19 protein-coding genes are annotated in these 25,642 nt (G+C 38.0%); 15 read left to right on the forward strand and 4 right to left on the reverse strand.

Annotation, left to right across the window (positions count from 1 at the left end; genetic code table 11):
* Positions 1 to 53: 53 nt before the first annotated feature.
* Positions 54 to 2,420 (reverse strand): LamG domain-containing protein, encoded by a 2,367-nt coding sequence (locus A3EM_RS0110385; RefSeq protein WP_020528141.1) that lies wholly within the window; start codon positions 2,418 to 2,420, stop codon positions 54 to 56.
* Between the two features lie 169 nt (positions 2,421 to 2,589).
* Here A3EM_RS0110385 and A3EM_RS0110390 point away from each other — a divergent pair, with 169 nt between their 5' ends.
* The 12 genes from A3EM_RS0110390 to A3EM_RS0110445 all read left to right on the forward strand — a co-directional run bounded on the left by A3EM_RS0110390 (position 2,590) and on the right by A3EM_RS0110445 (position 16,319).
* Positions 2,590 to 3,132 (forward strand): hypothetical protein, encoded by a 543-nt coding sequence (locus A3EM_RS0110390; protein ID WP_157637813.1) that lies wholly within the window; start codon positions 2,590 to 2,592, stop codon positions 3,130 to 3,132.
* A gap of 97 nt (positions 3,133 to 3,229) precedes the next feature.
* Positions 3,230 to 4,642, forward strand: coding sequence for an alpha-L-fucosidase (locus tag A3EM_RS0110395; RefSeq protein WP_020528143.1), 1,413 nt, complete (start codon positions 3,230 to 3,232; stop codon positions 4,640 to 4,642).
* 122 nt (positions 4,643 to 4,764) lie between these two features.
* The gene (locus tag A3EM_RS0110400) at positions 4,765 to 6,960 is read left to right on the forward strand and encodes a B12-binding domain-containing radical SAM protein (protein WP_026210217.1); all 2,196 of its coding nucleotides are present in this window, start codon (positions 4,765 to 4,767) and stop codon (positions 6,958 to 6,960) included.
* Between the two features lie 247 nt (positions 6,961 to 7,207).
* A complete protein-coding gene (locus A3EM_RS0110405) occupies positions 7,208 to 7,930 on the forward strand; it encodes a DUF6090 family protein (protein ID WP_020528145.1) in 723 nt (240 codons plus the stop codon).
* Positions 7,931 to 8,204: 274 nt separating this feature from the next.
* Positions 8,205 to 9,644, forward strand: a complete 1,440-nt coding sequence (locus A3EM_RS0110410) for a M48 family metalloprotease (protein ID WP_020528146.1) — start codon at positions 8,205 to 8,207, stop codon at positions 9,642 to 9,644.
* Between the two features lie 5 nt (positions 9,645 to 9,649).
* Complete coding sequence (locus A3EM_RS0110415) at positions 9,650 to 10,207, forward strand: DUF4136 domain-containing protein (RefSeq protein ID WP_083925210.1); 558 nt, start codon at positions 9,650 to 9,652, stop codon at positions 10,205 to 10,207.
* Positions 10,208 to 10,359: 152 nt separating this feature from the next.
* Positions 10,360 to 10,944 carry a TetR/AcrR family transcriptional regulator gene (locus tag A3EM_RS0110420; protein WP_044238026.1) on the forward strand — a complete coding sequence of 195 codons (585 nt, stop codon included), beginning with the start codon at positions 10,360 to 10,362 and terminating at the stop codon, positions 10,942 to 10,944.
* Positions 10,944 to 12,080, forward strand: a complete 1,137-nt coding sequence (locus A3EM_RS0110425) for a hypothetical protein (RefSeq protein ID WP_020528149.1) — start codon at positions 10,944 to 10,946, stop codon at positions 12,078 to 12,080. The genes A3EM_RS0110420 and A3EM_RS0110425 overlap by 1 nt, the downstream gene beginning before the upstream one ends.
* 264 nt (positions 12,081 to 12,344) lie before the next feature.
* Entirely contained in the window at positions 12,345 to 13,055 is a 711-nt protein-coding gene (locus tag A3EM_RS0110430; RefSeq protein ID WP_020528150.1) for an ABC transporter ATP-binding protein, read from the forward strand.
* On the forward strand, positions 13,052 to 14,206 hold the full coding sequence (locus A3EM_RS0110435; RefSeq protein ID WP_020528151.1) for an ABC transporter permease: 1,155 nt from the start codon (positions 13,052 to 13,054) through the stop codon (positions 14,204 to 14,206). Before A3EM_RS0110430 ends, A3EM_RS0110435 begins: the two co-directional genes overlap by 4 nt.
* A 53-nt stretch (positions 14,207 to 14,259) precedes the next feature.
* Positions 14,260 to 15,474, forward strand: a complete 1,215-nt coding sequence (locus A3EM_RS0110440) for an ABC transporter permease (RefSeq protein ID WP_425402056.1) — start codon at positions 14,260 to 14,262, stop codon at positions 15,472 to 15,474.
* A gap of 110 nt (positions 15,475 to 15,584) precedes the next feature.
* On the forward strand, positions 15,585 to 16,319 hold the full coding sequence (locus A3EM_RS0110445; protein WP_020528153.1) for an outer membrane lipoprotein-sorting protein: 735 nt from the start codon (positions 15,585 to 15,587) through the stop codon (positions 16,317 to 16,319).
* Between the two features lie 13 nt (positions 16,320 to 16,332).
* Here A3EM_RS0110445 and A3EM_RS45695 read toward each other — a convergent pair whose 3' ends face one another.
* Entirely contained in the window at positions 16,333 to 18,327 is a 1,995-nt protein-coding gene (locus A3EM_RS45695) for an ATP-binding protein (RefSeq protein ID WP_020528154.1), read from the reverse strand.
* 585 nt (positions 18,328 to 18,912) lie between these two features.
* On the opposite strand from A3EM_RS45695, the gene A3EM_RS0110465 reads away from it, so the two are divergent.
* The 3 genes from A3EM_RS0110465 (at position 18,913) to A3EM_RS0110480 (ending at position 23,728) form a co-directional block, all read left to right on the forward strand.
* Positions 18,913 to 21,108, forward strand: a complete 2,196-nt coding sequence (locus tag A3EM_RS0110465; protein ID WP_020528157.1) for a glycoside hydrolase family 3 C-terminal domain-containing protein — start codon at positions 18,913 to 18,915, stop codon at positions 21,106 to 21,108.
* A gap of 354 nt (positions 21,109 to 21,462) precedes the next feature.
* Entirely contained in the window at positions 21,463 to 22,335 is an 873-nt protein-coding gene (locus A3EM_RS0110470; protein ID WP_020528158.1) for a pirin family protein, read from the forward strand.
* Between the two features lie 391 nt (positions 22,336 to 22,726).
* Positions 22,727 to 23,728 (forward strand): glycoside hydrolase family 73 protein, encoded by a 1,002-nt coding sequence (locus tag A3EM_RS0110480; protein WP_020528160.1) that lies wholly within the window; start codon positions 22,727 to 22,729, stop codon positions 23,726 to 23,728.
* A gap of 105 nt (positions 23,729 to 23,833) precedes the next feature.
* Here the strand turns inward: A3EM_RS0110480 and A3EM_RS0110485 are convergent, their stop codons facing one another.
* A complete protein-coding gene (locus A3EM_RS0110485) occupies positions 23,834 to 24,823 on the reverse strand; it encodes a TRAP transporter substrate-binding protein (protein ID WP_020528161.1) in 990 nt (329 codons plus the stop codon).
* A 10-nt stretch (positions 24,824 to 24,833) separates the two neighbouring features.
* Positions 24,834 to 25,595, reverse strand: coding sequence for an SDR family NAD(P)-dependent oxidoreductase (locus tag A3EM_RS0110490; protein ID WP_020528162.1), 762 nt, complete (start codon positions 25,593 to 25,595; stop codon positions 24,834 to 24,836).
* Between the last annotated feature and the right edge of the window lie 47 nt (positions 25,596 to 25,642).

A 25,642-nucleotide genomic window follows, 5' to 3' on the forward strand; every position in this document is an offset into this window, starting at 1 on the left:
AGCGGACCTTGTGAATTATCTGGTATCAATTTCGGTAAAAATGCGGGCTTAGCCTAAACAAACTCAGAAAACCTTCCGGGGAATTTTTCATTGTAATATTTAAAATACAAGTGCTCGTACTGTTCGAAGGTGGTTTTAGCCAGGGTGTGTTTTCCCTCCTCTATTAAAAGCCTGATTTTGTGTTCCAATGCAGCTTCATTGAGGGGATCGAGGGTAAAAATGATGTTAGTAAGTTTCAATAAATCAGTTTTATTTAAACCCAACTGATTTTCATTTAAAGTGGGAATTAAAATTTCCAGCAATTCTTCTGTAAGCTGACTTTTGAACTTATCCAGCCAGTCATACTGCATATTTGGTGAAAGCAATCCTACCTGGGGAATTTCCAGCATGGCCTTCAATATGTTTTTGCGAATCTCGGGCTGAGGTTGTTGTAAATAATTTGCTTTTGCCTCCCAATAATCAGCCAGATCGCAATACACATTTTTCTCAAAGATGATTTTCCAGAGTTTATCATCGTAGGTGATAGAAATTCCGGTATTTTGAGCCAGAATTTCCCTTAATCTTTTGATTTGTGTACTCCGGTTATTTTTTGCTCCTTCAAAAGAATGCCCAGCCCATAAAATGTCTGACATTTTTTTAGAGGTAATCCCTTTATTTTTAATCGTAAAAAGTAGTAAAAGTACAAAGAGTTCTCTTCGCTTTGGGGAAAACAGGGCGGTGAGTTCCTTCCCATTTTTGTTGATTAGTTTAAATCCGCCAAAAAGAAAAACTCCACAGGCAGGGATGGTTTTTTTGATAGAATCAAAATTTAAAACCTCTTTTGAATTCTTATTTGAGGTGGGAAAAGCAGATTTTTTTTCCTCCCCTGGTTTTTTCTTTTTTATTAGATAAAGGATACCCCCGGAAATAAAAAACAGGGCAGAAAAGAGCCACAGTAAGGATTTTGAATCAGATTGCGCTTCATTAAGGCTATCAATATTTTCATAAATTTCCCTGATTTCAAGATCACTTAAGGCGCGATTCCAAATAAGCAGGTCGTCTAATCCTCCTTCAAAATACTCATCCCAAAGGTTAGTTCCTATCAGTAAAGATTGGGGAGAAACGGTGATTTCGGAGGCAGGAAGTCTTCCGGCCAGTTTCCCATTGTAATAAAATAGAACTTCTTTATTGGCCATATACACATAAGCCACATGTTGCCAGGTGTCACCTTTTACTACCGAAGCATCATTGATATGGTCTTTTATATCAGGAGTGGTAAAATGCAGATAACCATCAAAAACTTTGGCACTGAAGACTTCTCCCATGCCCACAATACTTCTTCCCCCAATCAGGTTGGCAGGTTTGATCCAGGCTGAAATAGTGATCTCCTCCATGGAAAGTGAAGATGGGATTCCGTAGTCTATGTAATGGCCTTCCCCATTGAAACTGGCATATTTCCCCCTTTCCTCATCTGTTTCAAATTCAATGTAACTGTAAAGAAGTTGCTGATCCGGATTCGCTTTGTTAGTGAGATTTTCATCGAAATCGAAATGATATTGTAAATGATCAAATAACCGAAATTTACTGGCCCGAAAAAGTTTAACCACGTTTGAATTCAAGTTGTTAAAATTCATCACATCAGGGGAAAAACGGTATCCCCGTTTGTGAGGGCTGATTCTGGTTTGGGAAACATGAATTTTACCAGAGCTGGTCAGTTCCGGGAGCTCATTCCAGGAAACATTTTCAAGTTTTCGGTCTTTTTCGGCCACAATTGCTCTAAACCAGTTCTCCTGATTAATGTCATTCAAAATTTGGGAAATGTTTTCCTTTTCCGCAGTGAAGACAAAGTTTGGAAGCTTACCAGTCTGGTCAATAAAATCAAAAAACAACTGCTCAAAATTTCCCTCAAAAGGAGCTGGTAGTGAAATAAAAGAAAGGTCATTGGTGATTTTGCCTTCTTTTTCTTCCGGAATGAACTTGTTTTCTTCAAGCCTGAAATACCTTAAATAATTGGAGGCATTTAAAAATTTTGGGTGCTGCTCTGCAAATACAAATAACCTGCTTTTCCCATCGAGTGCTATTCCCAAAAGCGGATCAGCCTTTTCGGGGGAAAATAAATGGGTTTGAAGTTTATATTTTTTCAATTTTTCATAAAAACCTGTGGCCTTATCTTTCAAAATAAGACAAACCAATCTTTTTTCGTCCTTTTCCAAAAAAGCTTTTATTCCTTTCAACCTTTCTTCATTCAGTTGAGAAGTTTCCCCAAAGAGGGCCATTTGATAACCTATAGTCTCCTCAGGACCAGCTTGCCGGATTTCTTCTACCAGAAAACTGTAATCGTCCAGGTAATTTTGTGCAAAAAGCATCTTATCCTGGATCAACAATAAAAAAAACAGGAGAAATAAAGGTGTGTGGATTTTATGATGATATTGGCATTTCATTAAGGGTAAAATTAATCAATAATTTTTTAGGTTAGGTATTCTGTTTTCTTGTCTTTGTGCAAGAATAGAGTAAGCTTAACAGAGTCTTCAAAATAATTCAATAATTTTGAAAGGATTTGCTAGTTATTTGCTTATTTTTCAAAGCAAGTTATAATTAATATGAATGCTATTGGAGAATAAAAAAGAAGTAATATGGGAAGGTAAGCCTGATTTTTATCCTTACTTGGTTAAATCCTTTCAAATAATAACAGTGGGTTTTAAAACTGGGATTTTGGTTTATTTAATTTTTCCAGTTATGATCTATACGATTACTTTTTTCGCAACTCTTTCCTGGGAGCAACCATTTTTATCCTACTTTGTAAGGAAAGATATTCTAATATTTTGTGGTTTTATTATTTTACTTTCGGTTGGTGAAGCTATTAAATACTTGATTTTCTACCCCAATTTAAAGTATTCAGTTTTAACAAATTCTCTAAAAATTCAAAAAAAGCTTTTTAGAGAAGGTGAAGTGGAATTTAGATTTGATCTAATTAAATCCTGTAGGTTAGAAAGACAATGGATAGACAAATATTTTGAAGTCGGTACCATAGTATTTAGCTGTGGAGAATATTTTGAAAATGACAATGAAAAAATAGTAGAAAAAGAGTACCAGCTAGAGTTTTTAAGGAATTTTGAAGAAGTTTATCATATGATTAACGATGCAAAGGTTTAACCCCGATTCCTTAAGCATATTCCTTATCTAAGTTGTGATTAAGAAAGCCATTCTTTTAAATTTGAGATACTATTAATTGAAACTTAATTTATTGAAAATGAAAAATATCACTCATTTGGAGCAGTTCCAAAAAAGTGCAATTAAAATAATTGCCATTTCTTTTCTCATTTTTTCCCCCCTATTTTCTTTTGCTCAAAAGTATGAAGCCAATTGGGAATCTATAGATTCCAGACCTATTCCTGAATGGTTTTCTGATGCCAAATTTGGCATATTTATCCACTGGGGATTGTATGCTGTGCCAGCCTGGGGTCCAACTGATGCAGGAGTTTACGATAAATACGCAGAATGGTATTGGAGCAAACTGATGAATAAGGATTCTAAAGTCCATGAAAATTTCAAAAAATTCCATCACGAAACTTATGGAGAAGATTTTAAATATCAGGATTTTGTAAACGGCTTTAATTGCGAAATGTTTAATCCTGACGACTGGGCAAAATTATTCAAAAAATCTGGAGCAAAATACGTGGTGCTTACCTCCAAACACCATGAAGGATTTACCCTCTGGCCAAGTGAACAATCGTGGAATTGGAATGCGGTGGATGTAGGTCCGCATAGGGATTTGGCGGGTGATTTAATCAAATCGGTGAAAGGGGAAGGCCTGAAAATGGGCTATTATTATTCCCTTTACGAATGGTTCAATCCCCAATACAAAGAAAATGTGGATGCCTATGTGGATCAGCACATGATTCCTCAAATGAAAGATTTGGTCACCCGATATCAACCTGATGTTTTATGGACGGATGGAGAGTGGGATCATCCAAGTGAAGTATGGAAAAGTACGGAGTTTTTAGCCTGGCTCTACAATGATTCTCCGGTAAAGGAAAATGTGGTGGTAAATGACAGGTGGGGTAAAGAAACCCGTGGGAAACATGGAGGTTTTTTTACCACAGAATATGATTTGGTACATGAAGGAATAAAAACAGGTACGTTTCAGCGTGCCTGGGAAGAATGCCGGGGAATTGGTGGTTCATTTGGATATAACAGAAATGAAAACCTGGAAAGCTACTCTACCTCTGAAGGACTTGTACATATTCTGATTGATAAAGTGGCAAGAGGTGGGAATTTGCTGCTCAATATAGGCCCAACTGCTGATGGAAGGGTGCCAGTGATTATGCAACAAAGACTGATGGACATGGGCAATTGGCTGGATGTGAATGGGGATGCCATTTATGGGACACAAATGTGGGAAAAGGCGGACGCCAACAAGCAGGACCATGTCTTTTTCACTCAAAAAGGCAATGATTTATATGTGATTTGCACCAAATTTCCAGAGAAATCTATCACTGTTAAAAACCTGAAAGGAGCCAAAGAAGTGAGTTTATTGGGATTTGAAGGAAAAGTGAAATATAAAGCTGGTGGAAGTTCGGTAACCATTACCCCTCCTGCAGTTACTCCAGCCACTAATCCTTGTGATTATGCCTGGGTTTTTAAAGTTTCGCAGGCTTTGTAAAATCTGCTTTTCAAAAGTGAAGAAAAGCCTTTTGCCTGAAAATGAAGGGGTAAAAGGCTTTTCTTTTGAGGAATTTGACAAAATTTTCCGAAATTTGGAGTTATAAAAAATTAACCCGGATATTGGAAAAGAAAGTTTATTTAATTACTCCCCCATTTACGCAACTTAATACGCCTTATCCGGCTACTACCTACCTTAAAGGTTTTCTGAATACCATTAATATTAGTGCTTTCCAATCTGATTTGGGAATAGATGTAATTTTGCGACTTTTCTCAAAAAAAGGGTTGGAAAAACTTTTTCGGGAAGTAGAACAAAATGGTGATGAACTTTCAGAAAATGCCCAGCGGATGCTGAGTTTAAAAAAGGATTATTTACTTACAATAGATTCGGTAATTGCTTTTCTTCAGGATAAAAATCCCACACTTGCCCATACGATATGTGATGGGGAATATTTACCTGAAGCATCTCGGTTTCAGCAATTAGAGGAATTGGACTGGGCATTTGGCACAATGGGCATTAGGGATAAAGCCCGGCATCTGGCTACACTTTACCTGGAAGATTTGGCGGATTTCATCAAAGAAACAATTGATCCTCATTTTGGATTTAGCCGATATGCAGAGAGATTAGGGATGTCTGCCAATTCATTCGATGAAATTTATGAGGCTGTCTTAGCACCAGAGACTTTTGTGGATAATATTCTGGTGAATATTCTCAATCAGCGAATAAAAACCCAACAACCAGAAATAGTTTGTATTTCCGTGCCATTTCCCGGAAATCTTTATGGGGCTTTTAGGTGTGGGCAATTTATTAAAAACAATTATCCCCATGTCCATGTGGTATTGGGAGGGGGGTATGTCAACACTGAACTGCGCTCTCTGACAGACTCAAGAGTATTTGATTTTGTAGATTTCATTACGCTGGATGATGGAGAAAGACCAATCCAGTGCCTGATTGAAATGTTGGAAGGCAAACGGGAACTCAAAAATTTGAAAAGAACTTTTTCCAGACATGAGGATGCGGTAATTTATTGGAATGGAGCACTGGAAGGAGATATTCCATTTTCCAAAACGGGTACACCAGACTACAGCGATTTGCCCCTTAAAAATTACCTTTCAGTCATTGAGATTGTCAATCCTATGCACCGGCTTTGGAGTGATGGGCGATGGAATAAATTGACATTGGCGCATGGTTGCTACTGGAAAAAATGTACATTCTGTGACATTTCCCTGGATTATATTGGGCGATATACTCCTGTAAATGCGAGTATTATTTGTGACAGAATGGAAGAGTTGATCGCACAAACCGGGGAGTCTGGATTTCATTTTGTAGATGAAGCTGCTCCTCCCGCATTGATGCGTGATGTGGCCCTGGAAATTCTAAAAAGAGGACTTACTGTCACCTGGTGGACGAATATTCGTTTTGAGAAAAACTTTACAGCTGATTTGTGTAGGCTTTTACAGGCAGCTGGTTGCATGGCAGTATCGGGAGGTTTGGAAGTAGCTTCAGATCGCTTGCTGGATTTGATGAAAAAAGGGGTAACCGTAGCACAGGTGGCGAAAGTAGCAGAGAATTTTACCAAAGCAGGAATTATGGTGCATGCCTATTTAATGTACGGTTTTCCTACCCAAACAGCTCAGGAAACCATTGATTCGCTGGAAATGGTGAGGCAATTGTTTGAAGCCGGAGTAGTGCAGTCTGGTTTTTGGCACAGGTTTGCCATGACTGCGCATAGTCCTGTAGGCCTCAATCCGGCAGCATTTGGTGTGGTAAAAGTAGGACCGGATGAGGGCAGCTTTGCCAATAATGACCTGGTACATGAAGATCCGGATGGTGCCGATCATGCACAATTTAGTGAAGGACTCCGAAAATCACTATTCAATTATATGCACGGGATTTGCCTGGATTTTCCACTTTACGAATGGTTCGATTTTAAAATTCCGAAAACCACTGTTCCGAAAAATTATATTCAAAAAGCGATTGCCAATTCCTACGATTTTGAATCAGAAAATTCCAAAGTGATCTGGCTGGGAAACTTGCCGGTATTTTCCGAAATTGAAGTAAATAAAAAAGGTAAAATCCGCAGGAAAGGGAAGATCACTATACACAATAAAGCAGAAAAAATTGAGCTGATAACAATGCCGGAAATCGGGAAATGGCTGTCCGAAATACTTCCAGAACTGGCCTCTTCGAACCCTGAAAAATATACTTTGGGAAAATTAATTGAAACATTTGAATCGCAGGGAATTGGAGATTTTGATAAACTGGCCAATAGTTTCACCTGGGGGAGATTAAGGGAATCAGGCTTGTTAATGCTTTAAAATCGGAGAAAACTTGAATAAAAACACTGATGGCAATAGCCATTAACTCACAATTAGGGCATATTTCTTCATTTTTTTGTTAATAAATATTCCTTTCTCAAAAAATCTTAGAGATTTGCAAATTAAATAATATTAGAAACCAAGTATTAGGCAATCAGAAAGTAATTGAACAGAACAAATTTTAATCTAAAATTTAAATTCACCCTTATCATCAATTACTGCCACAATGCTTTTTAACTGAAACTAAATGGCTGGCACTTCTTTAAAAATTAATTTTCTGGCGTTTTCCCTTGAAATTTTATCGGTTCTTATTGGAATTTCTATTGTATTTGGCATTAACAATATGCTGGAAGAAAATGAAAGAGCTGCAAATGAAATCGCTACTTTAAGACAAATAAAGGCTGCATTACAAAGTGATAAAACCACGATAGCCCAAAATTTAAAGGCACATCAAAAAGGATTGGGAGCATATAATGCCATCAACCATTATATGGAAGTCGTAGATTATTCTTTTAATGATTCTATGAGTGTATTTTTTAATGATTTATTGGCAGAAGAGCTGCTTACCTGTAATAAAGGTGCTTACGAAGCAGCAAAATCCGGTGGTTTGGATAAAATAACCAATGCCCAACTTCGCTCACAAATAGCCAATTATTATGAGCATGATTTTGCAGAATTGGAAAAGTTCGAAGATTCCTATTATCCATTGCAATTTCACCAGCGATTTTCAGGCTATTTCAGCAGAAACTTCACCAACTATAAATATGCTTTTGAAGGTGACAAAATGGTGAAGTTTACCATTTCTCCAAAAGATTTTTACCGTTTTCGCAGAGATGATGAATTACGCTATCTTCTGGAGGAGGTATATTTTGGGCGAAAGTTTATACTGAAAAAATATGCCGCTTTTAGCCAACAAATAGAAAACCTAGAGAATAGCCTTGATAATGAAATAAATGCCCTTCAGGAATAAGGGCTGAGGAAAGTAATTTCCTGGTTTTTTTCATTAATGATTAGAAATGCGGTAGGATTTGCTAATAACAATTTGTTATGGAAAGGCCTGTTTAATCCACATACAAATTTCTCCTGAAAGTTTTGTTTTTTTAAAATAAACTAGATGGAAAATGGAAAAGTAAAGGAAGTTATTTGTAGCCTTGTAAATTATCAAAAATAATTATTTTAGTTTTTTGCTTTAAAGGAAAGGGGTTTTTTATCTTTAGGATATCAAAATTTAACCTGAAATTATAATGATTAAAACGAATAGACTTCAAACTTTTTTTGTACTTGCTTTCCTGTGTGTTTATGCAATGTCAGGTTTTGCCCAAAACACTGACCTGGATAAAAAATTAGGTGCTGAAAATGCAGCGGCAGTAGAACAAAGCATGGGTTTATATGATGCTCCAAAAACTTTACAATTTGTAGATGCAATCGGTCAAAGACTGGTGAAAAATCTAGGAGATCAGCCCTTTAAGTACAGGTTTCATCTGGTAGATATGGAAGAGCCAAATGCCTTTGCGCTTCCCGGAGGATATATTTATGTTTCCAGAGGGTTGGTTGTTTTGGCCAATACTGAAGATGAACTGGCTGATGTGATCAGCCATGAAATTATCCATGTGAACAGGAGACATTCGGTAAAAGGAATGAAGCGAAATATTTTGCCCAATATCCTGAAAGTTCCCGGAAATATTGTAGGTAGTGTGATCAATAGCGATTTGGGCAATATCATTAATACACCCTTTGAAATGACTATTGCCGGATATGGCAGAAAGCAGGAAAAGGAAGCGGATGAATATGGTATTCAGCTTGCGGCAAAAACCGGCTATGAACCACAACAACTTGCTATTATTTTAAGGAATTTATCCACTTCCCTGGAGCACCAGACTGGTGAAGCTGAAAAAAAATCTTATTTGAATGATCACCCTTTTACACCCAAAAGAGTAGAATATATAAATGAGAAATCCGAAGAAATTCAGGTTTCCAAAGCAGCTCCTATTACCCAAAATAAAGCAGAATTTCTCGCAAAGCTGGACGGGGTGCATTTTGGTGAAAATCCAAAACAAGGGGTGTTTGCAGGAACAAAGTTTATTCATCCGGATATGAATTTTGTGATAGATTTTCCGGAAAAATGGCTGACATCCAATAGTCCGCGGGTCGTAGGAGCAGTTGATGAAAACCAGCAGGGAATGATTTTATTGCAGGCTGAGGAGAGCAATGACAGCCCTGAAGTGTATGCTCAAAAATTTGAAAATGCGCTGAAAGAAAAATATAAAATGGAGCTTGATCCCAAAGCAAAAAAAACACTTGATATTAATGGACAAAAGGGCTACATGATTACCATGGCTATGGAAGATAAAGGACAGGTGGTTTTTATAAATATGGTCTGGTTTAAAATTGGGAATCAACTCATGAGGCTTGTAGGGATGGACTATGGCAATTTTAAAGATGCCTTTATTAATTGTGCCCAAAGTATAAAATCCTTATCCTCTTCCGACAAGGGGCTGGTGAAAAACAGGGTCTTAAGAGTGGTGAAAGCAAAAGAAGGAGAATCTTTTGAAGCTTTGGGAAAACGCCTAAATAATTATTGGGACCCTAAATTTACGGCAATAGCCAATGGTTTAGAAGAAAATACCAAATTGAAGGAGGGCGATTTAATTAAAATTATTGCAGAAGAACCTTATTTTAAATAACACTTATGAATATGAAAACCCTGGCATTGATTTTTGGTTTCCTTTTGTGCTTAATTGTAGCCTGTGTACCCGTTAGAGTAGTTTCATCAGAAGAAGATCCTGATGTTAATTTCAGGGATTATGAAACTTTTGGTTTTTATGAACTTACAGTGGAAGACAGAGATCAAATTTTGTTTTCTGAACCGGATTTTTCCAGACTTAAAAAGGCCATCACACATGAAATGGAATTACGGGATTTTACTTTAAAAGATAAAGATCCGGACCTGATGATTAACCTAGGACTGATAATAGAAGAACTGGAACAAACCAGGGAAACTGATTTCAGGGATGCCAGATTAGGTTATACCGGGCAGCGAAATTACCATTGGGAAAGTGAGGAGGTGGTAGTGAACAAGTACGAATCCGGAACAGTAAAAGTGGATATGGTTGATCGCAAAGAAAATGTAATGCTGTGGCAGGGCGTGATTATGGGTAACATCACCAAAAATGATCAAAAAATGGACGCCAGAGTTAATAAAGGTATATCTGATCTCTTTAAAAAATTTCCAATTCAGCCAAATTAGGATTATCTATTTTGAGATGAGAAGGGAAGTTGTTTTAAAGCAGCTTCCTTTTTTTTATCCAATAAGCGATACTAAAATTAAAGAATGTTATAAAAAATATAAAAAATTACAAAAAACGTAACATTAATTGAATTTAGTAAGTATATTTGATTGTGAAGAAAAGTAAGACACATATCAAAGTAGTGGAAAGTGCGAAAAACTTATTCTGGAAATTCGGGATAAAAAAAGTTACGGTTGAGGATATTTGTGAGGAAGCGGGCATCAGTAAAATGACTTTTTATCGCAATTTTTCCAACAAGCAGGAATTGGCAAAAATTGTTATTCAGAACCTTACTGAAGAGGGATTGGCAAACTATAATGCGATCATGCATCAGGAAATTTCGTTTGCGGAGAAAATGGGAAAACTGGTGTTGCTGAAGCACGAACAATCCCAAAATGTAAGCATGGAATTTATAAAAGACCTTTATAAAGCAAATGATCCTGAGTTAAGAAATTTTTTAGAAACACATAAGGAAAATTCCTACAAAAGGTTTTTTGACGATTTACTGGAGGCCCAGAAAACTGGACAAATCAGGAAGGATATTAAGATAAGTTTTATCATGCAGATGCTGGATTATTTCAGCCAGAAAATGGTGGATGATGCTTTCCTGAGTCAGTATGAAAATGTTCATGATGCTGCAATGGAAATTACCAATTTTTTCCTGTATGGATTATTTCCTCCAGATGATAAAGCCTGATGAAACTGAAAATCTTCATATGGATATGTCTGTTTACCACTTTACCCGGTTTGGGAATTGCCCAAAATAAGGTGGTTTTTGATGGTCAGGTATCAGCCTTTGGAAATTATGCTCCAGACAATGACTTAAATTATTTATTTGGAGCCAGGTACATCCCAGAACTGTCCTATAGCCTTCCGCTGGATTCAGGAAAAACGTTAGATTTTTTTGCCTCTGGAAATATTTACGGCAGTGCCAGTTTCCATCCATTCGATTCTACTCATTATGTAGGGGATGTACAACCTTATCGCATATGGGCCAGATTTACCGGAAATCAATATGAAGTGCGGGTTGGGCTGCAGAAAATTGACTTTGGAGTAGCCACAGTTTTAAGACCCTTGCAATGGTTCAATCAGGTGGATCCCAGAGATCCTTTAGGAATTACAAATGGAGTTTATGGCGCATTGGGGAGATACTATTTTCTAAACAATGCCAATATATGGATTTGGACACTATATGGAAACGATAAGCCAAAGGGTTTTGAAATTATGGGCTCAAATTCCCATATTCCCGAGTTTGGCGGAAGGATTCAATATCCGGTGCCCAAAGGGGAAATAGCATTTACTTATCATCACAGAGTAGCCGATTCCCAGGGTATTCCTACCCTGCCTCAATATGAGAGAATTCCGGAAAACCGTTTCGGATTTGATGCCAAATGGGATGTAACCATCGGTTTGTGGGTGGAAGCGTCCCATATTCACAAGACGAAAAACCTTGGAATTTTTACCAATCAGACCCTGATTAACCTCGGAATGGACTACACTTTTGGCATTGGAAACGGAATGAATTTCGTATTTGAGCACCTTATTTCTGCAGTGGATGAAAATGCTTTCAAATTTGAAAAAACCTTTAATATTTCAGCGGTTACCCTGGCTTATCCATTGGGCTTTTTCGATAATCTAAGCGCGGTTTCTACCTTCAATTGGGAATCAAAAGATGCTTCCTTTTTCCTAAATTACGAACATCAGTTTAGCAAATTTTCAGGTTATGCAATGCTCTTTTATAATCCGGATACACCACCGGGATTTATTGAAAATGATATAGAAAATGCTTTAAAAGGACCAGGATTTAGGCTGATGTTGGTTTATAATCATTGAGCACTAGTGCTTTTAATGAAACTAGGTACGACAGATAAATAACAGATTTGCATACTAATGGACAAAAATAATTCTAATCAGAAATCATTCGCTCAGGAATTATAAATATTTCTCATTGTTGAATGCTAAAAACCTCCCCTGTATCCCCTCCAGAGGGGAAAGTTATTTCCCCCTCAATTGAGGGGGGTAGGGGGAGGGAATGTAGATTTTAATTAAAATGGGTATTAGGCTCGGTTTTGAATTATCAATTTATACCTCATAGAAATGAAAACAGATATCATAGTCTCGCTTGAAAATGTCACCAAAAAGTTTAAGGATGGTGATGGTGAGTTTACCGCCTTAAAAAATATCAATCTTCAATTTGGAAAAGGGGAATTTGCCGGATTGGTGGGGCCAAGTGGTTCGGGAAAAACAACTTTGCTCAATATCATTGGCTCTTTGGACAGTCCGACTGAGGGCAATGCTTTTGTTATGGAAAAAAACATTGCCGGACTTTCCCACAAAGCATCTGCCTTATTGAGGAATAAGCATATTGGCTTCATTTTTCAGGTTTATAATCTGCTTCCTGTTTATACCGTATTCGAAAATGTAGAATTTGCTTTGTTGCTGCAAGACTATAATACCTCCGAAAGAAAGAAAATGGTAATGGAAGCACTAGAATGGGTAGGTTTACAAAATATGCCCGATAAAAAACCAGCTAAGCTTTCTGGTGGGGAAGGCCAAAGAGTGGCCATAGCCAGGGCCATGGTAAAAAGACCGGAAATTTTAATTGCCGATGAACCCACTGCCAATCTGGATGCAAATAATGCACATGTCATTTTACAAATGATGAAAAAACTGAATAAGGAACTGGATACCACATTCCTTTTTTCTACACATGATGAAAAAGTGATGGAGTACCTGGAAAGAATAGTGCATCTGGAAGATGGAAAGGTGGTAAAGGATGAAATTAGAACTAAAGTCGTAGCATCATGATACTGGCATTTCAGTTAGCATATAGAAATCTCATGGGAGCTGGTTTGAGGACCTGGCTCAATGCAGCGGTTTTGTCTTTTGCCTTTGTGGTTATCCTGTTTTTTAATGGATTACTTGATGGATGGAATCAGCAGGCAAAACGGGATAATATAGAATGGGAATATGGGAAAGGGCAACTCATCCATACAGATTATGATCCCTTCGACCCTTTTTCTGTGCAGGATGGCCATGGAATTTTGCCAACGTCTGCAAAAGAGAACCTGGTTCCTATTCTGATCAGACAGGCTTCTGTTTACCCTGAGGGAAGAATGCTTTCCATTTCCTTAAAAGGGATTGAGGTTCCGCAGGAAATTCTGGGATTACCTACTGATTTACTAGAAAACAGCAAAGCAGATATTCCTACCATTATTGGGAAAAGGATGGCCACATCGGCCAACTTAAAAGTGAATGATGAATTGTTGCTCAGGTGGCGGGATAAAAATGGCACTTTCGATGCAAAAAATGTGACCATTGTGGGCATTTTCGATTCTAATGTTCCTACTATAGATAATGGACAGTTTTGGATTCCCATTAAAAAACTATGGGAAATGACTGGAATGGAAGGCCATGCGACAATGTTTATTTCCGAAGCAGATCAGCCAGTGGATGTACCGGGATGGAATTTCAGAAGCCAGGAAGATTTGCTGAGAGAGCTTTCTGAAATTATTGAGATGAAAAAAGCGAGTAGCTCTATCATGTATATTTTGCTGTTGGCTATCGCACTTTTAGCCATATTCGATACTCAGGTGCTGTCCATTTTCAGAAGGCAAAAGGAAATTGGAACTTATATTTCCCTGGGTATGACCCGACAACAGGTTGTGGGATTATTCACGGTAGAAGGAGGGATGTACAGCATTTTTGCCATGGTGCTGGGTTGTGCTTACGGCATCCCATTATTGCTCTATTTATCTGCAACGGGAATTGGAATTCCTGAGGCTTCACAAAATATGGGGGTATCCCTAGCTGATAGAATCTATCCGGTTTACGGAATTGTACTCATATTGGGGACTATTGCCTTGGTTGTCATTTCTGCTACGATTGTAAGTTATTTACCAGCCAGAAAAATTGCGAAAATGGACCCGGTTAACGCCATTAAAGGAAAATTACAATGATAGAGTTTTTGTTAAAAGGGATTTTAAGGGACAAAAGCAGAAGTCTGCTTCCCATCATTATTGTGACCATAGGTGTGTCACTTACCGTAATGCTCAGTGGCTATATTCGGGGGGCCATGGGAGATATCACCGATCAAAACGCCAGATTTGAAACAGGGCATGTGAAAGTGGTTACCCGGGCTTACCATGAAAATATGGATCAGCTTCCTATCGATCTGGCCCTACTTGGAGTAGATTCCCTTCAGGAGGTTCTTTCCACTAAATATCCGGATGTGCAGTGGGTAAAACGGACAAGGTTTGGGGGATTGATAGATGTTCCGGATGAAAATGGAGAAACTAAAGGACAGGGACCGGCAGCCGGGATGTCTCTTCAATTGTTGGATGACAAAAGCGGAGAAATTGACCGGCTGAATATTGCCAGTTCGCTAGTGAAGGGAAATCTGCCTACAAAGAGAGGAGAGGCTTTAATTGGGGATGATTTTGCCCATAAACTGCAAATTGAAACAGGAGATGAAATCACTTATGTAGGCTCCACTATGAACGGCAGTATGACTTTCAAGAACTTTGTGGTGAGTGGTACGATTCGGTTTGGAGTAGCGGCTATGGATAGAGGAACCATCATTGCAGACATAGCCGATGTGCAGGAAATGCTGGACTTATTCGATGGGAGCAGCGAAATCCTGGGTTATTTCAATGAGGGAGTTTACAATGATGATAAAGCTAAAACACTCAAAGCTGATTTTAATCAAAACCTGGATGCAGCCGATGAATTTGCACCAATGATGCTCACGCTTAAAGAGCAAAATAATCTGGCCAGTTACCTGGACTATGTAGATTTATATTCTGCATTTTTCGTGGGCATTTTTGTAATGGCCATGTCAATAGTCCTTTGGAATACTGGTTTGCTTGGAGGTTTAAGAAGATATCAGGAATTTGGGATTAGACTTGCTTTGGGAGAAGCTAAAAATCAGATATACAAAACCCTGATATTGGAGGCGATCCTGATTGGGGTAATAGGATCGGTGATTGGTACAGCTATAGGTTTGGGCATAACATTTTACATGCAATACGAGGGAATTGATATAAGTGAAATGCTGAATAACAGTACCATGCTGATGCCTACGATTTTACGCTCGAAATTTACACCTGATTTGTTATACATTGGATTTATTCCCGGTCTGATTGCCATGGTAATAGGAAATGCACTTTCCGGAATCGGTATTTATAAAAGGGAAACAGCTGTATTGTTTAAAGAACTTGAAGTTTAGGTTGGTGGTTGGTAATTAGTTTTTCCAGCTCGGGAGCAATTGTATTGCGACTGTAATAAATGTGGCATTTGTAATGCCTGAAATAGAAAAAATTAAAAAAACAGATAAAGATGAAATCATTATTGGTAATAGTATTTTCCTTAATCATTGGTGGGGGAGGAGATTTCCCCGATGCCAATGAAATTTTGAAAAAAGTGGATGAAAACCTGATGTCCAAAAACCGGATTACCGAATCAAAAATGGTTATTTATGGCAGAAGAAATAGCAGAACGGTTACCTCTAAAGGCTATTCAGAAGGAGACACCAAATCATTTACGGAGTATTTATCTCCTGAGAGAGAGAAAGGAACAAAAATGCTTAAGCTGGAAGACCGACTATGGATTTATTCTCCATCCACAGACAGAACAATTCAACTTTCCGGACACATGCTCAGGCAATCAGTAATGGGTTCTGATTTATCTTATGAAGATATGATGGAAGACCGTGAACTCACCGAAATTTATAATGCAAAAGTTATTGGTGAAGAAACCATAGAAGATAGAAAAGTCTGGATTCTGGAACTTACTGCCAAGGTAGATGATGTTTCTTATGAATCCAGAAAATCTTGGATTGATCAGGAAAGATACGTACCCTTGAAAGAGGAACTTTATGCTAAAAGCGGGCAGTTGCTGAAAAGAATTACCCTAAGCCAGGTGGAGAGACTGGATGGAAGGTGGTTTCCCAAAAAAATGAATTATAAAGACATGCTTAAAGACGGAAAGGGAACTGATTTTATCATTGAAAAAATTGAATTTGATGCGGATATTCCCGACTACATTTTCTCAAAGGCCTCTCTGAAAAAATAGGCAAATTTGCCCATTAACTTGCTTGTCGGGGAACTTTGATGGTAAAGGTACTTCCAATGTTTTCCCGGCTTTCCAGCCATATTTCCCCGTGGTGAAGCTCCACAATTTGTTTTACGATGGACATGCCCAGGCCGGTGGAAGCTTCCCCTTTTAATCCTTCCCTTCTGGCTCGGGAAAATTTGTCAAAAATGATGGGCTGGAGTTCGTTGGGGATGCCAATGCCGGTGTCGGCAATTTTGATCTCCACTTCTTTTTTCAGTTTTTTTAAGGAGATTTTAATTTTTCCATTTTCTGGTGTGAATTTTCGGGCATTATTTACCAGGTTTTCAATTACCCGGGAAAACTTGGAGCGATTAATTATTACCGGTGTGGATTCTTTGGGTAGCTTCAATTCGAGGTTAATTTTTTTCGCTTTTATATCATCTTCCAAGGCAGAAACAGTGGTTTTAATAAAATCTGTAAGTTCAATTTCTTCTTTTTTCATTACAAAATTTTCATCTTCCAGCTCCGCAATTTCCAATAACTCTTTAATCAGCTGATCGGCTTTATCGCAGGATTCATTTACCATATTCAAAAATTGGCTTACATCTCCACCCCGAAGTAATTCCTGACCAATTATATAACTTAAGCCTTTTATATTATGCAATGGATTTCTCAAATCATGCACCACTGTAGCCAAAACCCTGTCTTTGGAAGCATTTAGTTTTTCAAGTCGGTCCACGTATTTTTTCCTTTCCAATAATGAAGCAACCCATCGGGCAAAAATGACCATCAGTTCTTTTTCATGAGTTGAAAAAGTAGTTTTTCCCACCTGGAAAGAGGAAAAATTAATGGTGCCATATGGTTTCTGGTTTACCACCAAAGGAGCACCTATATAGCTTTCTAATTTAAATAACTGATAGCAGGGAAGCTGGGAATATTTAGACTTTCCCATCTCATGAATGGCGGTTACTCTTTTCTTTTTCCAGACAATGTCACAATAAGTATTTTGGAGATCAAAAACGTCTCCTTCGCCTAATTCCAAATTGGACATAGTAGAAAAAACTTTCTTGATGGTATAGTTATGACCTGCTATTTTACTAATTATCCCAATCTCCATTTGGTAATAAGAGGTAAGGAACTCCAGTGCTTTCTGAATTTTTTCCTCAAAATTTAAATGCGCATCAGTGGAAATTAAATTGAGGGTTTTAAGTCCTTTTTGGAAAAAAAGAAGCTCTTTCTTTATATTTTTTTCAGCTGAAATATTATCCGCAATTCCTATGATCCGCTTCGGCTTACCCTTTTCATTTACAGTAAAAATGTAATCCTTACTTTTATACCAAAAGATTTCTCCAGATTTAGAGACCAGCCTGTATTCGAATTCCTTTGTTTCCCCAATTTTAAGATTTCCCAGCTCATTAAAGTGTTTGAAAAAACCAGGAAGGTCTTCAGGGTACATAATTTCCTCTGTGAAACTGTTACCCATGGCATCCAGTTCTTCTACCGAATATTCCAATAAAGTGAGTCCTCTGTTATTGAGATAAATAGGTGTTTTGCTTTCGTAATCCAACACATAGATAATCATTGGGGAATAGGAAATAATGGCGTCCATCATTCCCCGATTAAGGGCTTTTCCTTCTTTTAATCCGTAAGATCCTGTTTTTAAATTGAATTTCAGGTTAAATCTGATCCTGTTGACAATATGCTTGGAATCGGTTGGTAATTCAATAAAATCACTGACGCCAAGTTCTATAGCTTCTTCAAAATTAAAGTCATCCAGCTGATCAGAAATCAGCATTACCGGAGGGACAGTTATTTCTTTATCCTTTAATTTTTTTAGCGTCTCCAGAATCTCACTATCCCCGATTTCCAACAACAAAAGGTCAAATAATGTGGTCTTCAATCGGAGAGAAAGCGCTTTAAAAGTGCATTTGAAAATCTTTATGTTCAAATTGTTTTCCTGAAGGAGACTTTCAATTTGGGACTCTCCAGCAGTAGTGTCAGAAACAAGCAGAATGTTATTTACCATTTAAAAAAATACTTACAAAAAAGCGCCACAATGAGAGGGGCTTTTTTGGCTTTATTACAAAAAATTCCAATTATGGAATCCAGGGTAGAATTTTGTCGACAAAAAAATAATTTACCATAGAGGTTGGTATTAATTTACATAAAAAAATTAAAAGGAAGTCCTTTTCGTCACACTAAAAAAAGATTTTTTTAAAAAGTTAATTTTAAGGAAATAAGAGGGGGTAATTTTATTTACAGTTCTCTTCTTCTCAATTTCTGAAAACTGAAACAAAGCAAATACCTTGATTGCAGTGAAAGGTACCAAAAATATCCAATTTACCTAAAAGGGTTTCTTTGTCGAGTGCCTCAGCATTATAATAAAATACCAATTAGAACACAGCGCAGTCAAAATACAGACCTTGCTCAGACTGATGTTTAGTTCTTCTTTATTCGTTTTTAGACCCACTGTAAAAGCTTACAATAGGGAAAATCCAAATCAATTTATCAGTTTTTTTTAGGGCATTTATCTTTTTTTCTTGTCCTTATATTGTGCCCATGTATTTTATAAACTAATAGAAGATTTTTTTACAAACAAATTCTTTTTATCATGACCAAATTTTTATATTCATTTCTGATCGCAGGAATGTTTTTTTGTTTAAACACCAGTGCCCAGAAAAAGTCTGATCTGGCTTTCTGGAATCCTGAATTATCAATTGAGGAACGTGCACAAGATCTCGTTTCCCATCTCACATTGGAAGAGAAAATTGCCCAACTCAATTATGAGGCTCCGGCCATAGAAAGATTGGGAATTCCGGAATACAATTGGTGGAATGAGTCCCTTCATGGAGTGGCCCGGAATGGTAGAGCCACGGTTTTCCCCCAACCAATAGGCCTGGGAGCTACTTTCGATGAAGATTTAATTTTCAGAATTGCCACAGCTATTTCAGATGAAGCCAGGGCAAAGTTTAATGCTTCTCAGAAAATTGGTAATTACAACCGATATTCCGGCCTAACTTTCTGGTCACCCAATGTGAATTTATACCGTGATCCACGATGGGGAAGGGGACAGGAAACTTACGGAGAAGATCCCTATCTGACCAGTCGAATCGGAGTGAATTATGTAAAAGGCCTGCAGGGAGATAATCCTAAATATTTAAAAGCAGCGGCATGTGCCAAGCATTATGTGGTACACAGTGGGCCGGAAGGAGACAGGCACGTTTTCAATGCGGTTCCGCCAATGAAGGATTTCAGGGAAACTTACTTACCAGCCTTTGAGGCTTTAGTAAAGGAGGCCGATGTGGAAATTGTAATGTGTGCCTATAACAGAACTTTTGATGAAGCCTGCTGCGGAAGTAGTTATTTATTGGAAGATATTCTGAGAGATGAATGGGGGTTTGATGGACATGTTACTTCTGACTGCTGGGCTTTGGTAGATTTCCATGAATACCATAAAGTCACTAAAACGCCTGAGGAATCAGCTGCCTTGGCCTTTAACAGTGGTGTAAACGTGAATTGTGGTTCGGTTTCTCCCAATTTGAAAGGGGCTGTAGAACAGGGATTAATCACAGAAGAGAAACTTGATGAAGTATTGGCTACTTTAATGAAAACAAGGTTCAGACTGGGCCTATTCGATCCGGTAGAAATGAATCCTTATAATAATATTTCCGCTGATGTGATCAACTCTGAAGCGCACCACAAACTGGCTTTGGAAGCCGCAGAAAAATCAGTGGTATTGTTAAAAAACAAAAACAATGTATTGCCACTGAAGCAGGACATTAAAAGTCTGGTTGTGCTGGGGCCAAATGCTACCAATGGAGATGTGATGCTGGGTAATTATTATGGCGTTACTCCAAATATGACTACAATTCTGGAGGGAATTGCCCAAAATATGCATCCCGGAACCAGCATGGAATACAAACATGCTTTCTTACTTGACAGGGAAAATATAAATCCAATTGACTGGTCCACTGATGATGCGCATAAAACAGATGCCATTATTGTTTCCATGGGATTATCCGGATTACTGGAAGGCGAAGAAGGTGAAGCTTTGGCTTCCCCAACTAAAAGCGACCGATTCGATATTTCCCTGCCAGAAAACCAGATCAATTATTTAAAGAAACTGAAATCCAAGGGAGATAAGCCAATAATCCTTATTTTATCAGGAGGGAGTCCTGTGGCTATTCCTGAGGTACACGATTTGGTGGATGCCGTGATTTATGCCTGGTACCCCGGAGAAGCTGGTGGTGAAGCTATTTCTAATATCATTTTTGGGAAAACTTCTCCTTCAGGCAGATTGCCCATCACTTTTCCTAAATCTGTAGATCAATTACCTGCATATGAAGATTATGCCATGGTAGGCAGGACTTACAGATATATGGAAGAAGAACCACAATATCCATTTGGTTTTGGTTTAACTTATGGCAAATTCACTTATTCAGATATTAAACTAGACAATGAAAAAATCAAAGCGGGAAGTTCGGTAATGGCATCGGTAACCGTAAGCAACTCAAGTGACTGGGAAAGTGAGGAAGTTGTACAGCTTTATATCACCGACCTGGAAGCTTCTACAAGGACTCCGCTTTATGCACTTAAAGGTTTTAAAAGAATAAAACTGGCTCCGGGAAAATCACAAACTGTGGAGTTTGAAATTACGGAAAAGGATATGATGCTGGTAGACGAGGCAGGAAAATCTAAAATTGAAAAAGGAGAATTTAAAGTTACGATTGGAGGTTCATCTCCTGGAAAAAGATCAGAGGAATTAGGGGCTCCAAAAGCGCTTGAAGCTGTTTTTTCGGTGAGGTAATTTTTTAGTATTCTTGTCAATGTAAACCTTAAGCCTGAAAAACAGGTTTAAGGTTTTTTTATGTTTTCTTAAATTGACTCATTTCAGTATTTTTCTTGGTAATTGTAACCCCTTTCTTAGCAAGGTCTTCGTTAGAGACCTTGCTAAGAAAGGGCTTCTGATGTTTAATGACGCAGGGTCGCGAAAACGCAGACCCTGCTGGGACATCACTTTTATCACATTGGGTTTTGCAATGCTATACCTACTATTGGACATCTGTTTCTCTTAAATTGAATCATTTTACCATTTATTTGTTATAACAATAATTGTAACAACATAAGTTAGTTCTAACATAGAAATATAAGGAGAATAAAAATGAAAACAAGAAGTATTAGCCGGGTAGATAAGGCTCAGAAAGTAAATATGGACGGTTTTATAGTTGATCAGGCTTTACCATTACCTCAAATAAATATGGTAAACCCTTTTCTGCTCATTCATCATGCTGATGCCAAATATGAAGCAGGGGCAAATCCAAAAACAACCGGAGTCGGACCTCATCCCCACAGGGGTTTTATTCCAGTTACTTTTGTATATAAAGGAGAAGTTCACCATAGAGATTCGAGGGGAAACAGCTCTGTAGTGAAAGCTGGTGGTACTCAGTGGATGCACTCAGGTATGGGGGTTATTCATAGCGAGCGACCCTCTAAGGCTTTTGCTGCTGAAGGTGGCAAAATGGAAATTATCCAGTTGTGGATAAATGTTCCGGCAGCACATAAAATGGTTCAACCAAGGTATTTTCCTTTGGAAGCGGAGGAAACTCCTGAGATTAATTCCCCAGATAACCTGGTAAATGTGCAAGTAGTCACCGGAGAGTTTGGAGGAGTGAAAGGACCGATTCCGCAATTTACCCCAATGGTTAACCTGAGAATTACTGCTCAAAAAAGTGGAAAAATTGAGTTACCAATTGATCAGAATTTTAACACTTTGTTGTACCTGTTGGATGGGAAGTTAAAAATCAATGGCAGCCATTTGGCCGGCAGAAAAGAATTGGTAGTTTTTGATAATGATGGTGAATCTATACAATTAGAAGCGGAGGAAAACACCAGGGCTATTCTTTTAGCAGGGGTTCCCATAGAAGAAAAAGTAGTATCTCACGGACCTTTTGTGATGAATAAAGACACCGAGATCATGGAAGCGATGAGAGATTACCAAATGGGGAAAATGGGTGTATTGATTGAAGATTTTTAATGCTGATAATCAATCACTTGTATTAAAAATGTCAATATTTTAAACTATAAATGTTTAAAATATTGACATTTTTGTTTTTTAAGTATACTTTTGTAAAAGTAAGGAAGTTGAAAAATTAAAGTCAGTGGGAGTGAAGGATTTAAAAAGTTGCGGAACTTAAAATGTTTGAAACCCATTGAATTTTGTGAGAGACTTATTAATTTCAACAAACTATAGTAAATCGATAATGGTGTTTAGGATGCCATTAGCATCCTAAATTAGAATTCTGAAAACCTGATTTTTAAAATTTTCCCCAGGTGTTTTTGGGGGTATAAATTTTTACTTCCGGGAAGTTTTTTCGACTAGCAAAATTGTTTTTTTTATCAGGCAACAGCCAATAAAATCCATCACAATGAATGATAAAAAATATACACTACCTTTAATCACCTATAAGAGAAATCCGATAACCGTGGGGACCAGGGGAAGAAGCGCTTTCATTGAATACAATGGTGGTCAGAATATCTTCATCCTTGATTCCCGATGGCTGATGATCATTGCCATTACTATCTTTTTAAATCATACGGGCCACTTTGTGGAAGTCAATATTTATGAAAAGCCGAAACCTGAAATTTCCGTAACTGAGGAAATTAAGTCCCTGGAAGAAGACCTGGATTTTGACAGTCATTTTAAAACTGTAAATGCAGAAGATTTCCGAAGCAAATTTATCAAGGGAAAACTGAAAATTATTTTCGAATATACCACTCGTAACAATGTGAGCAGGGTAGATCAGCTGAATGATAATTCTCTACTGGAAATGAACAGGGAAATCAGTGATTTATTTACTGAAGAAGTACTCAGTCAGCTGGATGTTCAGCCCCATGTATGGAAGTATTTTACTGATACAGAAGATTTGTACAAGCTGGAAACAGCTCTTATGGAGCAGGCGAAGTTCAATGTTCCCGCTTCCATAAAGCTGGCACAATCTGCTTTGGAAAGCTCCTATGGCAGACGGGTGGAAAACAATAATTACTTTGGGATAAAGGATAAATCGGGGAAAACCAAGGCTCAGGTTACTACTGAATATTACAACAAAAAGGAAGTGGAAAGAAACAAGCATAAAATCATTTCCAAGAAAAAGCTGAATGTGAATGGGCAGGAATTATACGTTTGCCGGGTGAAAGATAAATTTGAGCAATATGCTTCTCCCTGGCATTCTTTTAGGGCGCATTCTGTTTTTTTGGTGAATAACAAAAGATATGCACCACTTTTTACCGGGGGGAAAAGGTATCAGGACTGGGCTGAAAAAATTGGCTCAGTAAAAGATGGAGGAGTAGGTTATGCCACTTCACCCGTATATGGGAATTTATTAAAAAGCATCATCAAAAGATATCATCTCGATTTATTAGATCACTAATTATCAGGGATAACCAATTTAGAGTCCTAAATCACTAAACAAAGCCCCATTCTGGAAAGAATGGGGCTTTGTTTTTATCTATCTACTACTAAAAATCCATTGGTATTACTCTCCCAATACTGAAATTTCCTTGTAAACTTTCTGCATTTCCGGGGATAAGCTTTGGAATATGGCTTCTTCGGCAGCTTTGCTGAAAGCGGCTTTGTCTGATTCGATGAAAATCATCCCCTGACTTTTTAGTCTTTCCCTAATTTTCGATTCGTCCTCCTGATATAGTTTTCTTTCGAACTTTTGCATCTCTTGTGCACATTCCAGAAAAACGGTTTTCAAATCATCAGGAAGCTTTTTGAATTGCTTTTCCCCCACTACCACATAGCTCCAACTATTCACATGGGCGGTAAGGTTGACATATTGTTGGACTTCGGAAAAACCAGAAGCATCAATTAAAGCCAGGGGATTTTCCTGAGCCTCGATGGTACCCTGTTGCAATGAGGTAAATACTTCGGAAAATGCCATTGGGGTAGGTTTGGCTCCCAATGCCTGCCAGGCCGTCACAAAGGAAGGAACATTCGGTACTCTTACGATTAATCCATTCAAATCATCCGGATGTTTGATGGGCCGGTTGGATGTCAACATTCTTGGTCCGGTTTGAAAGTAGGCAATTGGCCGAAGACCAGTTTTTTTAATCATATCCTCCTTTATTCTTTTACCAATTGGACCATTGATCAACATTTCTTTCTGTAAAGAGTCCTTAATCAAAAAAGGCATTTCACAAAAAGCAGCAATTTCCATCCAGTTGTTTAACAAAGCACCAGTGGTGGTCAGATCGATTATTTCAGCCTGAATCATTCTAATGGCTTCACTTTCCTTTCCCAATTGCTCCGAAGGGTAAACTTCTACTTTTATTCTACCCTCAGATCTTTCTAAAACAAGCGCACTAAAATGTTCCAGGCCCTTAAACCAGGTATGATTTTCATTCATCAACAGGCTGGCCCTAAACAAAAACTCAGGATCTTTTTCCTGAGGCCCGCTGCATTGAATAAGCAAGGTCATTAGGAAAAAAAGCTGTAAGCAAATGATACCTGTAAACTTCATGATGGAAATTTTAAAAATTAACCGTAGCTCCGCCATCTACTGGCAAAACTACCCCTGTTACGTACCGGGCAGCCGGAGAGGACAAATAAACTGCGGCATTTCCTATGTCTTCTGGTTTTCCAAAACTATCCATGGCAATTCTGTTTTCTATTTTTGCTTTTCTATCCGGATCTGCATTGATGGCATTGAAAAACATCTGAGATTCTATCCAGCCCGGAGCAATGGCATTAATTCTTACATTGGATTTGGAATATTCCGTAACCAGGGAATTCATTAATCCTGTCAAGGCTGTTTTTGCGGTACTGTAGGCAATTACCCGATCAATTCCGAACAGGGCTGCCATAGAGCTGATTAAAATTATACTGCCGGATTTTCGCTCCACCATGCGTTTTCCACACTCTCTTGAAAGGGCAAATACACTCAATAAATTCGTTTGAATCACCTTGGCAAATTCCTCATCTGAGGTATCGTTTGCCCATTTTTTCAAATGGATTCCGGCATTATTCACCAATATGTCAATGGCACCAAAATCATCCTCAATCTGCTTTACCATAACCGGAATTTGTTTGAGATTGGAGATGTCATTTACGATGTAGTTACATTTTTCATCCAAAGTTTTTAAGGCTTCTTTCAGCACGTCTTCCCTTCTGCCTACAATAATCACTTTTGCTCCGGCAGCATTCAGACATTTAGAAATTCCCAGGCCCAGGCCAGTACCTCCTCCTGTAACTAATGCAACTTTTCCTTCAAGTGAAAATGGGTTATTTATCATATTAATCAGTTTTTTCCACCAAGTTAAAAAGAAATGCAAGTAACCAC

The sequence above is a fragment of the Flexithrix dorotheae DSM 6795 genome, assembly GCF_000379765.1.
In the GTDB taxonomy this organism is placed as follows: Bacteria; Bacteroidota; Bacteroidia; order Cytophagales; family Flammeovirgaceae; genus Flexithrix; species Flexithrix dorotheae.